A 13,962-nucleotide genomic window follows, 5' to 3' on the forward strand; every position below is an offset into this window, starting at 1 on the left:
TAAACCGGTCATCAATGCAATATAATAAGATCTATTGACGTAAAACGTCTCTTCCTACGTCGAATAGCTCTCCATCAAAAGCATGATGACAATTGCCAAGCTCTTAACCAGGCAACCAGGAGCAGGGTTGCCGAACCCAGACCCTTCGGCGCTTTCGCCTTTTGTACGTGGTCCTAAGCCCCGGCGGCCTCTCACGCACTACTCATCAATTGCGCACCTCTATTCTGCTCATTTTATAGTAATGAACTATGTTTTTATAATATTATCATTGTGGGGCCATTGTGTCAACAAATTTGACCAAAAAGATAGATGCTTCCCCATTAAGATTCTGATAATAAGGAGTACCTATGAAAAAAAGCGATTTTTATTATGACCTGCCTGAGGAACTCATTGCACAGACCCCTATAGAACCCAGGGATCATTCCAGGCTGATGGTGCTGGACCGGTCCAAAGAAGGGGTAGAACATAAGCATTTTTATGATCTAGTGGATTATCTGAATCCCGGTGATTGTCTTATTTTAAACGATTCCCGGGTGCTACCCGCCAGACTTTACGGTGCGCGGGAGGATACAGGCGCTGTGGTGGAGTTTTTGCTGTTGGCCGACAAGGGGAACGGCGTATGGGAAACCCTGTGCGGCCCCGGGAAAAAGGCGCGGCCTGGACATCGATTCTCCTTTGGAGAGGGACTGATGACTGGAGAAGTGCTGGATATCATTGAAGGGGGCAACCGTTTGGTAAAGCTCTCCTGTGAGGGCCCTATTTATCCTATGCTGGAGCGCATTGGAGAGATGCCGCTTCCCCATTATATCACCCAGAAACTGGAGAATCAGGAACGTTATCAGACAGTTTATTCCAAAGAACCCGGATCAGCTGCTGCTCCCACGGCTGGCCTGCATTTTACACCGGAGCTTTTAGAGAAGTTAAAAGCCAAGGGGGTAAAGATCGGTTTTGTGACTCTTCACGTAGGTCTTGGAACCTTCCGACCAGTGAAAGAGGATGAAATTGAGCATCATACCATGCATTCCGAGCATTATACGCTGCCGGAAGAGACGGCTCAGCTTATTTTGGATACCAAGAAAAACGGCGGACGGGTCATCGCAGTAGGGACTACATCTTGCCGGACGCTAGAAAGTGTGGCCACCTATCATGGTAAAATCGAGGCGGCGGAAGGGGACACCAGTATTTTTATTTATCCCGGATATACCTTTAAGGTACTGGATGGCTTGGTGACAAACTTCCATCTGCCGGAAAGCACATTAGTCATGTTGGTCTCAGCCTTGGCGGGACGGGAGAGAATCTTAGAGGCATATCGCATTGCTGTAGAGGAGAAGTATCGCTTTTTCAGCTTTGGCGATGCAATGTATATTAGGTAAATGGAACTTCTATTCAATAGAAAATCTTGGAACTAAAATTAGAAACCGCATTGCCGGCAGTTTGGTGTTGATAACAGCACGAATCCACCGGCAATGCGGTTTTCTGTTATGCTTTTAAAAGTTCCCTTGACAAATGAAGATCTCAATATTATACTGATAATTAAATTATCGATAATTTAATTATCAACAAGGAGGAGGTTGTACCTATGGCGGTGCCAGACCATTCTATTGATCCCCGCATATTGGCCAGCGCCCGAAAAGAATTTCTGGAAAAGGGATTTGAAAAAGCGTCTCTCAAGGGGATCTGCCAGGGGGCCGATGTCACCACCGGCGCCCTGTACAAACGATATAAGGGCAAGGAAGAGCTGTTCTGTGCTGTTGTAGAACAGACGGTCAAAGAATTGTATGCTGTGGCAAACGAGCGCGGGGATCGGGATCCAAGGGAACTATCCGATGTTGAGCTTATTAAATGTTGGGATATGGATGGCTCGGATATGATGTGGTGGTTTCAATTCCTCTATGATCGGCACGATGATTTTGTCCTGTTGCTCACCTGCGCAGAAGGCACCCGGTATTCCAACTTTCAGCACGACTGGGTGGAGGTGCTGACAAAGGCAACAAGCTCCTTTTTGGCAGAAGCCCAAAGGCGCAACCTCTGCCGGAAGGATGTGGGACCGGATGAGCTGCATATCCTGCTCACCGCTTTCTGGACCACCATCTATGAGCCCTTTATCCATCGATTTACCTGGGAGCAGATGGAAGAACACTGCCGGATTGTCTGCCATCTGTTTGACTGGCATAGCGCGTTGGCGTTTCGCATCCTGGAATGAGCCCTCCCACAGGGAGGGTTTTCTTTCAGATTTTAGGTTAGTTATAACTAACAAAAATGAGGAGGTATCATTGTGTTCAAAAAGGTATTGGAATACGCAGGTGAGTACCGAAAGACTACCTACACTTCCATGATCGTCATGTTGTTTGGCATCGTGATGAGCGTACTACCATTTTTATTCATCTATCAGCTCATCCGGCCGCTTTTGCTGAGGGAGATAGTTGGCGTGGGATATATTCTCTGGAGGGTTGCAGCTATTGCGGTATGCGGCGTTCTGTATGCTATTTTTTATGTGAAAGGCTTGTCTCTTTCTCATCGCTCGGCCTACAACACCCTGAAAAATCTTCGCTTCTCCCTGCAGGGCAAACTGGAAAAACAACCTTTGGGGGTTATCCAGGAAAAGGGCGTGGGATCTCTGAAAAAAATGTTTATTGATGATATTGACTCCATTGAGCTTTTATTGGCTCATGCTCTACCGGAAGGGATGGCAAATCTGGCGGTGCCTGTCTTTGTATTCATCACCATGTTTTTTGTGGACTGGAAGCTGGCTCTTTTGTCCCTCTGCGCCCTGCCCTTAGGACTCATTGCCATGATGGCCATGTACAAGGCGGGCACCAGTAAAATGGGCGCCTATTACGCCGCCGCCCAAAAGATGAACAATACCATTGTAGAATACATCAACGGAATGGAAGTGGTCAAGGTCTTTAATCGGGACGGCGAAAGCTACAAACGTTTTGAACAGGATGTGCGTGGCTACCGGGATTTTACATTAGCTTGGTACAAGGTTTGCTGGCCGTGGATGGCGCTGTATAACAGCATTCTGCCCTGTGTAGCGCTGTTCACCCTGCCCATTGGAGCTTATCTGGTGTTGAGTGGATATTCCACCCTTCCAGATCTGGCGTTAGTACTGTGCATGTCCTTTGGGGTGGGAACACCGCTTTTGCGGGCGCTGAGCTTCCTGTCCACCCTGCCCCAGATCAACTATAAAATCACAGCATTGGAGCAGTTGATGAGTGCGCCGGTTCTCCAGCAGACAAAAGATCCCTTCTCTGGTAAAGACCATAGTATCCTCTTTGAGAACGTGCATTTTGCCTATCGGGAGGAGGAAGTGCTCCACGGCATTTCCCTGAAAGTACCGGAGGGAAGCCTCACCGCATTCGTGGGGGAATCCGGCAGCGGAAAATCGACATTAGCAAAGCTGCTGGTGCATTATTACGATGTGACCAGCGGAGCGGTCGAAATCGGGGGACAGGATATCCGAAAGATGAGCGTAGAAGCACTCAACGACCAGATCTCTTATGTAGCCCAGGAGCAGTTCCTGTTCAATATGAGCCTTTTGGAAAATATCCGACTGGGCAGGCCTGGAGCCACGGATGAGGAAGTGATGGAGGCTGCTGATAAGGCCCAGTGCGGGGAGTTTCTCGCCCGACTGGAAGATGGCATCCATACACTGGCGGGAGACGGGGGCAAACAGCTTTCTGGCGGGGAACGTCAGCGTATTTCGCTGGCCCGGGCCATTCTGAAGGACGCACCCATTGTAGTGCTTGACGAGGCAACTGCATTTATGGACCCTGAAAACGAGGAAAAAATGAACCAGGCTATTGCCCAAGTGATCCGGGGGAAAACGGTGATCGTCATTGCCCACCGGCTCCATTCGATTGTAAATGCGGATCGGATTTGCGTTTTGGATAAGGGGAATCTGGCGGATATCGGCACCCATGGAGAATTACTTAAACGCTGTCCGGAATATCAGAAACTGTGGCGGGCGGCTGAGAGCAGTGCCCAATGGAGCGTCAGCGGAAAAGGAGGAGATGCATAATGATTCGACTGATGAAACGAATTCTGGCGGTATCAGGGAGCTATAAAAGGCGTATCCAGGTGGCTTTTATTTTCTCCTTCTTAAAATCTTTGCTGGCCAAAGCGCCCATTATGCTGGCCTTTCTAGTGCTGGCAGGCTTCTATGAAGGGACGATGTCTCCAGAAAATTGCCTGTGGTACGGCTTTGGTATGGTTATCTGTGTTTTATTGCAGGTGGTGTTCCACCACATTGCCGACCGGCTTCAGTCGGCGGCGGGTTTCATGGTATTCTCCGATATGCGTATGAAGCTGGGTGCGCACCTGCGGCGAATGCCTATGGGGTACTTCACGCAAGGGAATATCGGAAAGATCAGCTCAGTCCTCTCCTCCGATATGGTGTTCATCGAGGAAAACTGCATGACGGTGCTGGCGGATATGATGAGCTATATTTTTGCTCAGACGATCATGGTTGTGTTCCTGCTCTTTTTCAATCTATGGATCGGTCTTGCTGCGGCCGCCGTCATCGGAATCGTAATGCTCATTGCCAGAGGAATGAAAAAAGAAGCCTTGCATGACTCAAAGGACCGGCAGGAGCAAAATGAAAATCTAACCGAAGCGGTGCTTGACTTTGTGGAAGGAATCGGTATCATCAAGAGCTATAACCTGTTAGGGGAAAAATCCCGGCAGCTTACCGGAAACTTTGAAAAAAGCTGCGAGACCAATATCCGATTTGAGGAGAATCATTCTCCCTGGCAGCTATGGCTGAATATCGCATACGGGGTGGGTGCGGCCGCCATTGTGGCACTTTCTCTGTATCTCAACAGCCAGGCTTTGCTGAGCGTCACTTTTGTAGTGGGGATTATGTTGTTTGTCTTCGACCTGTTCGGCCCTATGAAGGCACTGTACTCTCAGGCTACCCGCCTGACCGTGATGAACAGTTGTATGGATCGGATCGAAGAAATTTTTGATGAAAAGGAACTGCCGGATAACGGTGGCGAAGCTATCCCGGAAGGTGGGAATACCCCGGAGGTGGAGTTTCAGAACGTTGGCTTTTCCTACGGAGAAAAGGAGGTGCTCCACGGCGTCTCTTTCCAATTACCCCGAAACCAGATGGCTGCTTTGGTGGGTCCCTCCGGCGGAGGGAAATCCACTGTTGCCAATCTTCTTACCCGATTTTGGGACGTAAAATCCGGAACAGTACTAGTACGGGGAAAGGATATCCGAAACGTCCGGCTCTCCGATCTCATGGACCATATCAGCATGGTGTTTCAGAGGGTATATCTTTTTCAGGACACCATCTACAATAACATTGCCATGGGCCGTCCGGATGCCACCCGGGACGAGGTGATAGAAGCCGCAAAAAAGGCCCGGTGTTATGATTTTATCATGGCCTTGCCGAATGGATTTGACACCATGATCGGCGAAGGAGGCGAAACACTTTCCGGCGGGGAAAAGCAGCGCATTTCCATTGCCCGGTGTATACTCAAAAATGCCCCTATCGTGATCTTGGACGAGGCAACCGCCAGTGTGGATGCCGATAACGAGAGCTATATCCAGAAAGCTATCAGTGAACTATGTAAGGGTAAAACTCTGCTGGTAATCGCCCACCGGCTGAACACCATACGGAATGCCGACCAGATTCTGGTGATAGCGGATGGGAAGATTGCCCAGAGGGGTACCCACGAGGAACTTATGGCCGCCAAAGGACTTTACAAAAATTTTGTAACCGTTCGGGAGCAGAGCCGGGGCTGGAGCCAGCGTTAAAGAAAATAGAGAAGTCTGATCACCTATAGACCAAGAGACGGGGTTTTACCTCGTCTCTTGGTCTATATCCCTTTGCCGCTTATAAAGTTCCTCCTGGTTGGCGGCAAGGATGAAAAGGATCTGCCGGTTTATTTTCTAAGGCGGAAGCTCTCGTCCAAAAGCTTCCGTACTGCTCGAATGGGAAGAAAGATCAAGATTTTCAAGTTCTGTCTTGACAAAATCAAAATGGAGTCATATAATTCAAAACAGTGTTATGAAACACTGTTTTGAATCTAAAAGGAAGGATGGTGAGAAAATGGCGAAGCAGATTGAGGGCGTCTATGAAGCGGTACTGGAGTATGCCAAAAAGGAATTTCTGGAAAAGGGATACAAGGACGCTTCCCTGCGCACCATCGCTCAGCAGGCGGGTACCAGTACCGGATCTATTTATACCCGCTTTGGAGACAAGGAAGGGCTTTTCCAGGCCATCGTGGGATCGGTTGCCAACGGCTTCAAGAAAATGTTTTTAGAAGTCCAGGAGAGGTTCCACGCCTTCGACGAAGAGGTTCAGCGCGCCGAAATGGGACAATATACTTCTTTGCATCAGATGAAAATGCTGGACTATATCTATGAGCATTTTGATGAATTCCAACTGCTCCTGGATAGCGCAGAAGGCACTCAATTTTCCCGCTTTGTGGAGGAACTGGTAGATATCGAGGTAGACTATACCTACAAATACATGGAGGTCATCGGATGTGAGAGTGTGAAGTCCGGCCTGGTGACAGAGGAATTTGTCCATATCGTAGTCACGGCCTATTTTAACGGCATGTTTGAAGTAGTGCGCCATAACATGGATAAGTCTTCAGCAGTCAAATACGTCCGGCTCTTGAACCGCTACCATATGCAGGGCTTCTCCACGATTTTCTACGCCTCAGAACCTTAATCAATAGTTTATAATCAGGCCGTTTTCTGTTCGGATCCGCAGACGGCCTTTTTATATAACTGAAGATTAGTAAAAACTAACTAAAAGGAGGAATACCTATGCAAAAACAAAACCCGATGTTGCGTCTATGGGAACTGGGGAATGACTATCACGGCAGCCTTATCCGAGCCATTCTGTCCGCCGCTGTCGGCGTGCTGTGCGGGATGTTGCCCTATTTTGCAGCGGCTCAAATCATCATTGGCCTTCTTGGCGGGAACACAGATCCTCAATTTTATATCCTGTGGTGTGGAACTGCCTTAGTCGGTTTTCTTCTGCGAGCCATTCTTTATTCACTGGCCCTGTCCATGTCCCATAAGGCCACCTTTTCCATCCTCAAAAGCATCCGGGAGCGAATCCTTGTGAAGCTGCCGAAAATGCCGTTGGGCACCGTTATGGACACCTCCAGCGGCCAGATGAAACAGATTATTGTGGACCAGGTGGAGAGTATGGAACGTCCGCTGGCACATCTTTTGCCGGAAATGACAGCCAATATCTTAGGTCCCGTCAGCATCCTGATTTACTTATTTGTACTGGACTGGCGGATGGCGCTGCTTTCCCTTGTCTCCATCCCCGTCGGCATGGTCTTTATGATGGCAGTCATGAAGAACTACGGCAAGCAGTACGAGGGTTCCGTCAAGGTTACCCAGGCGATGAACTCCACAATTGTAGAGTACATCGGCGGCATTGAGGTCATCAAGGCCTTCAATCAAGGGAAAAATTCCTATGCCAAGTTTTCTGAACGGATTAAGGCCAACGCCTCTTATTTCTATCACTGGATGAAGAGCTGTCAGATGCCCATATCCATTTCCCGTGCATTGGCGCCCACGACCATGATCACCATTCTGCCGGTGGGCTGGCTCTTATATCAGGGAGGCAGCCTCACTGTAGAAACCTTTATCACCGCCATCATCCTTTCGCTGGGAATCGCCGGGCCGCTGCTGGCCGCTATGGATTTTGTGGACAGTCTGGCCAAAGTGGGGACCATTGTAGAAGGCGTGGACTCTATTCTAAACGGGGAGGAGCAGGATCACGGAAATCAGCCGGTGAAGCTCAGATCCGCAGATATCCAGGTCGATCACGTCTCTTTCGGTTATCACGAGGACAAGGAGATTCTCCATGATGTGTCCCTCTCCATACCGGAAGGGACGATGACTGCTTTTGTAGGTCCCAGTGGATCGGGGAAATCCACCATCGCCAAGCTCATTGGCGGGTTTTGGGATGTAAAGCAGGGTTCTATTACGCTGGGAGGATGTGACTTAAAGGAAATTCCCCTTCCGCAGCTTTACGATCAAGTGGCCTTTGTCTCTCAGGACAATTATTTGTTTGATGAGACTGTACGGGAAAACATCCGCATGGGGAAACCCGGTGCCACGGATAGGGAAGTAGAAGCGGTAGCAAAAGCCGCCGGTTGTGACAGCTTTATCCGAAACTTGGAAAATGGGTATGACACAGTGGTTGGCGGTGGAGGAGCCCATCTCTCCGGCGGAGAACGGCAGCGGATTGCCATCGCCAGAGCCATGCTGAAGGACGCTCCCATTGTGATTTTGGACGAGGCCACCGCCTACATCGACCCGGAAAACGAGGCGGTCATCCAGCAAGCGGTGGCTAGGCTGGTGGAGGGCAAGACAGTCATCGTTATCGCCCACCGGCTCTCCACCATCACCGACGCCGACCAGATTTATATCGTTGCGGACGGCCGGATCGCCGGCAGCGGCACACATAAGGAACTTTTAAAACAAAGCAAACTGTATCAGGAGATGTGGAAGGCTCACATCGGAGCAAAGGACGGTGATGCAGCATGATCGAGGTATTGAAAAAAATCTGGCGGTTTGCCGGAGAGGAACAGAAGAATATCCGTAAATCCATAATCGGCGGCTTTTTCTATGCGATTTTCCATATGTTCCAGATCGCCGCCATCTATGTGATTGTTTTGGCACTGGTGGACGGTTCTACTTCCACCGCGCCCGCATGGCAAGCTCTGGGTCTGCTGATAGCCAGTATCCTGGGGAGGGCGGTCATCAACCGGTTCACACAGCTTGAGCAGACCCATGCCGGGTATTTTATGGTGGCAAACAAACGCATTGGCATCGGCGACAAGCTGAAGCGAATTCCTATGGGATATTTCAACGACAAAAGTCTTGGCGAGCTGACGGGGATTACCACCACCGTACTGGATGAAGTGGAGAGTACCGGCCCCATGGTACTGGTAGGTATTTTGGGTGGACTCATCAATTCATTGGTGATGTTCCTGTTTGTGCTGGCGTGGGATTGGCGCATTGGTCTTTTGGCCCTCCTCGGTATGGTTCTCTACCTCTTGATCCTCTCTGCCATGGAAAAGCGTTCCGCCCGCATTGCCCCGAAGCGGCAAAAGGCGGAGGCAAAGCTGGTAGAAGCGGTTTTGGAGCAGCTTCAGGGGATGAGTGTCATTAAGTCTTTCAACCTCACCGGCAAAGGCGACAAACGGGTACGAAAAGCGATGGAGGACAGTCGGGACAATAACCTGGCCATTGAAAAGCTCTTTACCCCATACACCATGGCCCAGGAGATTGTTTTTCATGTATTCAGCGTCCTGATTCTGGTGATGGCAGTGCTGTTCTGCTTAAACGGTGCCATGTCCCTAGCCAATGCCCTGATGGCTGTGGTGGTCTCTTTCCTGATTTTTTCCCAGATCCAGTCTGCAGGAAGCGGTGTATCTGCGCTACGCCTGGTAGGAAGCTCTATTGACCACGCCAATCAGGTGGATAGCATCCAGGAAATAGACGAACACGGGAAGACAGTTTGTCCTGCAAAGCATGACATCACTTTTGAGCACGTGGACTTTTCCTATGACTGTAGGCCCATTCTAAAAGACGTTTCTATCGTGATTCCGGATAAGACTACCACAGCGATCGTAGGCCCCAGTGGTTCTGGCAAGACGACTCTATGCAGCTTGATTGCCCGATTCTGGGATGTGGACCGAGGCTCCGTCCGTATCGGCGGCACCGATGTAAAGGATTACACCTTGGAATCCCTGATGGATCAGGTGAGTATGGTTTTTCAGAAGGTGTACCTCTTTGCCGACACCATTGAGAACAACATCAAGTTTGGCCGTCCGGAAGCTACCCATGAGGAAGTAGTAGCAGCGGCAAAACAAGCCTGTTGCGATGAATTTATCCGTTCTCTTCCAGATGGATACAATACAGTGATAGGCGAGGGTGGAGCCACTTTGTCCGGCGGGGAGAAACAGCGAATCTCCATTGCACGCGCCATTCTCAAGGATGCGCCTATCATTATCTTCGACGAGGCGACCGCAAATGTGGATCCGGAGAACGAAGACAAACTACAGAGGGCTATGGAGGCGCTGATGCAGGATAAGACCATAATCATGATTGCCCACCGGCTCAAAACGGTGCAGAAGGCAGATCAGATTCTGGTGCTGGACGCCGGCCGGATCGTACAGAAGGGTGCCCATCAGGAATTGGCAGATCAGCCCGGCCTGTACCGGGATTTCCTCACTGCCCGTAGGGAGGCCGCCGGCTGGAAGTTAGGGTAATATATCCTTAATTATCAGCAACAGGGCACAGCATTTTCTGCTGTGCCCTGTTTTTATGAATTCGTCAGGCAGTTCAAAGAACCTGACCTATTTTAATAGACCAGAAAGGTATTATGAAACCTATTGGTTTGGAAATCGCTTATTCCAGACTCCACTGAGCACTTTGCTGTTGCAACTCCACCATGCGGCGATAGAGTCCGCCTTTGGCCATCAATTCCGCTGGAGAACCTTCTTCCGCTACCCGGCCGTCAGCCAGGACGACGATCTTGTCGGCCGCTTCTACCGTACGCATCCGATGGGCGATTACCAATACGGTCTTGCCTGCCAGCAGACGGGAGAGCGCCCCTTGTACCTTGGTCTCGTTTTCAACGTCCAGACTGGCAGTCGCCTCATCCAGCAATACAATAGGTGCATCCTTTAAAAGAGCCCGGGCAATAGAGATTCGCTGCCGTTCCCCGCCGGAAAGCTTTGCTCCGTTCTCACCGATGGGAGTATCATAACCTTTTGGCAGTTTGCGGACAAACTCATCACAGTTTGCAGCTTTGGCTGCAGCCAGCACTTCCTCGTTCGTGGCGCCGTGCTTGCCAAGGCGGATGTTTTCCATCACCGTATCGTCAAAGAGCACCACATCCTGAAAAACCATAGAGTAATCCTTCAGAAGAACCTCCGGATCTACAGTAGAGATATCTACGCCTCCCACTTTGACAGCACCCTCGGTGACATCCCACAGTCTTGCGGCCAGTCGGGCGCAGGTACTCTTTCCGGAGCCAGAGGGCCCTACCAGTGCAGTGATCTCTCCTTCTTTGGCGGTAAAGTTCACATCGCGCAGAACTTCCTTCTTATCGTAAGCGAAGCTCACATGCTCAAATACGATGTCATGTCCTTTGGGATTAAAAGTCTCGGCGCCCTCTGCAGTGGGAGTATCGTAGATCTCCATCATACGGTCGGCGGACACCTGCGATACAAACATTTCGGCGATGAGAGCCAAGCTTTGATCGAAAGGCGCATAGACCCGGGTGATAACTAACAAGAACAAAAACAACAGCATAAAGTCGATGTTGCCAGATAGAATCAAATTGGCTCCCACAAGGATTGTAGTCGCCACGCCCAGACGCATGATCACGCTGGCGGCGTTAACGAAAAGGCCGGTGCCGAGTTCGCCCCGGATCATAATCCGTTCGTGCTCGTCGATTTTCCGGTTGAGTCCTTCCAGATACCGTTCCTCCTGATTGGTGGCACGGATTTCCCGGACATTCTCCAGTGCTTCCTGGATACCATCGGAGACGACAACAGCCGCTTTTTTCGTCCGTTCAGCATTGCGGCTGGTCATTTTACGGCTGCCGAACAACAGTCCAAAGGCCACCGGTACACCCCAAAGACAGGCAAGAGCCAGTCTCCAGTCGTACACAAGCAGGCAGACGGCGATGAGCGCCGTGGAGATGTAAGAACCGTACAGATATCCCAGTACATGGGACCAGACGTGTTCCATACGGTTGACGTCTCCCATGAGGGTCTCGGTCAGGTCGGCCAGATCCCGCTTGCCAAAGTAACCCAGGGGCAACTTGCGGAGCCGTTCCGCCAGGCTGAGACGTGTTGTCTTGACTTCGTTATACACTAGTCCATAGGTCGCCTTGTATTGCTGCAGATGGGTCACGAGAGATAGGACGACAAACAGGAGTACCAGCCCGACGGCCAATGCCACACTGGGCAGCGGACCTTCCTCTGTCAGGGTTCCCATAAAGCCGGACATCATTAAATACAGGATGCTGACACCGCCCATAACGACTAGGTTGACGATGACTGTCCAGAAAGCGCCCTTCTTAGTATTGCGTATCCCCTGGTCGGTCAGGGCGTATTTTCGTTGAAACTTTTTGCTGAACATTTACTCCGCCTCCTTCTCGCTGATGATCTTCCACTGAACCGCTCGATTGTAGTCGGTCCACATCCGGGCATACAGCCCGCCTGCAGCGATAAGCTCCGCATGGGCACCCTGTTCGGCGATGCGCCCCTCCTCCAGGACAATAATTTTATCCGCACCTACAACAGTGGAAAGACGGTGGGCGATCATGATGACAGTACGGTCTTTGGTCAGCGTGGCGAAGGCTTTCTGGATCAACACCTCATTTTCCGGATCGGCAAAGGCTGTGGCTTCGTCCAGCACTACGATGGGGGCATCTTTCAAAATAGCCCGTGCCAAAGCGATGCGTTGCTGCTCGCCGCCAGAGAGATAGGTTCCCTCGGAACCGATTTGGGTATCGAGGCCGTTCGGAAGTTTTTCCAGAATATCCTGGCACTGGGCAGCCATCAACGCGGCCTGTACCTGTTCCTGTGTGGCTTCCGGACGGGCAGCTCGTACATTTTCCAGGATAGAGGCCTTAAACAGGCGGTTGTTCTGGAATACGAAGGCCACCTGATTCATGAGTACATGGGGATCGATACAGGTCACATCAACGCCGCCAACTTCCACCACACCTGAAGTCGCATCCCAAAACCGCGGGATCAGGCTGGCCGCAGTGGTCTTGCCGCCGCCGGACGGTCCTACCAATGCCACGGTTTGTCCCGGCTCTGCTGTGAAGGAGACGTGGGAGAGGGCAGATGTTTCCGCACCGTCATAGGTAAAGCTCACATCCTTGAATTCCACTTGATTCCCATGGGGTTCCAACGGATGTGAAGGAGCTTTTAAAGTGGGAGCATTCATGACCTGATTGATACGGCCCAGAGCAGTGCCGGCCAGCATCATACCGGAAGCGGCGAACATGATCTTGGCCAGCGCCGTGGAGATGATGGCTGAAAAGACTGCGTAGAAGGCGAAATTAGTGACAAAGCCGGCAAAATTACCGTTGGACAGGGCTCCTGGCGCTAGGAACAACGCTGCCGGTACCAGGAAGACAAAGGCCCCTTCCGTGAAGGTCAGGTTGACGGACTGCGGAACCCGGCACACATCCGACTGGTAATGTTCAGCTTTGCTGCTGTACTCCTCAATGGCCTGTTGAAACGCCTTGAAGGAATAGACCGTCTGCTGGAAGATCTTCACCACAGGGATGCCCCGGACATACTCGGTACCCGCCTTGGTCATACGGTCCTGAGCCGCCTGATATTCCGCCATCAGTTTGGCATTTTTACCGCCCATCATGGAAAACATGGCAATCACAGAAATCACCGCTGCCAGCAGGCAGGCGGCTCCCATCCTCCAGTCAAAGACGAACATCAGCACCAGCATGGCCAGAAACAGGACGATCGTACCGACGATATCGGCCAAGTTGTGTGCAAGCAGCGTCTCGGTATCGGCTGCTGCTGCATCCAACCGGCCTCGGATCAGACCGGAAGCATTGGAATCAAAGAAGCCCAAAGGGGCTTTCATCACGTGGGCAACACCTTGCTTGCGGATGTTGGACGCTGTACGAAATGCCGCCAGATGGGTACACATCAGACCCGCAAAATATATCACAATACCCCCTACCGCAAAGGCGAAAGCCAGCCAACCGTACTGGGTGACATTTTGTGCCTGGGTCCACTCCGGCGCTACGGCGATCAAATCTCGGGCCGCCAGCCAGATACAGATATAGGGTGCCATACTTAGCAGCATGGACACCGCCGACAAGGCCAGCCCCAGGAAGGTCAGGCCTTTGTGGCTGCCTGCATAGCCGAGCAGGACCGCCAGATCGCTCTTTTTTTCTTTTTTCATTGGATAACCTCCTTATATATG

At 51.0% G+C, this 13,962-nt stretch carries 9 protein-coding genes and 1 riboswitch; of the genes, 7 read left to right on the forward strand and 2 right to left on the reverse strand.

All coding sequences use genetic code 11. From position 1 onward, the window contains the following. Window positions 1-56 precede the first annotated feature (56 nt). Window positions 57-230, reverse strand: a riboswitch (Lysine riboswitch). A 117-nt stretch (window positions 231-347) separates the two neighbouring features. The 7 genes from queA to C12CBH8_RS04990 all read left to right on the forward strand — a co-directional run bounded on the left by queA (window position 348) and on the right by C12CBH8_RS04990 (window position 10,256). Further along, complete coding sequence (gene queA / locus C12CBH8_RS04960) at window positions 348-1,373, forward strand: tRNA preQ1(34) S-adenosylmethionine ribosyltransferase-isomerase QueA (protein WP_099321873.1); 1,026 nt, start codon at window positions 348-350, stop codon at window positions 1,371-1,373. 206 nt (window positions 1,374-1,579) lie between these two features. Further along, complete coding sequence (locus C12CBH8_RS04965; protein ID WP_099321874.1) at window positions 1,580-2,203, forward strand: TetR/AcrR family transcriptional regulator; 624 nt, start codon at window positions 1,580-1,582, stop codon at window positions 2,201-2,203. A gap of 72 nt (window positions 2,204-2,275) precedes the next feature. Further along, entirely contained in the window at window positions 2,276-4,021 is a 1,746-nt protein-coding gene (locus C12CBH8_RS04970) for an ABC transporter ATP-binding protein (RefSeq protein ID WP_215533673.1), read from the forward strand. Beyond that, window positions 4,021-5,763, forward strand: a complete 1,743-nt coding sequence (locus C12CBH8_RS04975; RefSeq protein WP_215533674.1) for an ABC transporter ATP-binding protein — start codon at window positions 4,021-4,023, stop codon at window positions 5,761-5,763. Before C12CBH8_RS04970 ends, C12CBH8_RS04975 begins: the two co-directional genes overlap by 1 nt. 295 nt (window positions 5,764-6,058) lie before the next feature. Beyond that, window positions 6,059-6,685 (forward strand): TetR/AcrR family transcriptional regulator, encoded by a 627-nt coding sequence (locus C12CBH8_RS04980; RefSeq protein WP_090263464.1) that lies wholly within the window; start codon window positions 6,059-6,061, stop codon window positions 6,683-6,685. A 98-nt stretch (window positions 6,686-6,783) separates the two neighbouring features. Beyond that, a complete protein-coding gene (locus C12CBH8_RS04985; RefSeq protein WP_215533675.1) occupies window positions 6,784-8,526 on the forward strand; it encodes an ABC transporter ATP-binding protein in 1,743 nt (580 codons plus the stop codon). Beyond that, window positions 8,523-10,256 carry an ABC transporter ATP-binding protein gene (locus tag C12CBH8_RS04990; protein ID WP_215533676.1) on the forward strand — a complete coding sequence of 578 codons (1,734 nt, stop codon included), beginning with the start codon at window positions 8,523-8,525 and terminating at the stop codon, window positions 10,254-10,256. The genes C12CBH8_RS04985 and C12CBH8_RS04990 overlap by 4 nt, the downstream gene beginning before the upstream one ends. A 139-nt stretch (window positions 10,257-10,395) precedes the next feature. On the opposite strand, the gene C12CBH8_RS04995 is transcribed toward C12CBH8_RS04990, so the two are convergent. Next, the gene (locus C12CBH8_RS04995; protein WP_099321881.1) at window positions 10,396-12,138 is read right to left on the reverse strand and encodes an ABC transporter ATP-binding protein; all 1,743 of its coding nucleotides are present in this window, start codon (window positions 12,136-12,138) and stop codon (window positions 10,396-10,398) included. Further along, window positions 12,139-13,941 (reverse strand): ABC transporter ATP-binding protein, encoded by a 1,803-nt coding sequence (locus tag C12CBH8_RS05000; protein WP_215533677.1) that lies wholly within the window; start codon window positions 13,939-13,941, stop codon window positions 12,139-12,141. It abuts the gene before it with no gap. Between the last annotated feature and the right edge of the window lie 21 nt (window positions 13,942-13,962).

Source organism: Solibaculum mannosilyticum, from assembly GCF_015140235.1.
GTDB lineage: Bacteria > Bacillota > Clostridia > Oscillospirales > Acutalibacteraceae > Solibaculum > Solibaculum mannosilyticum.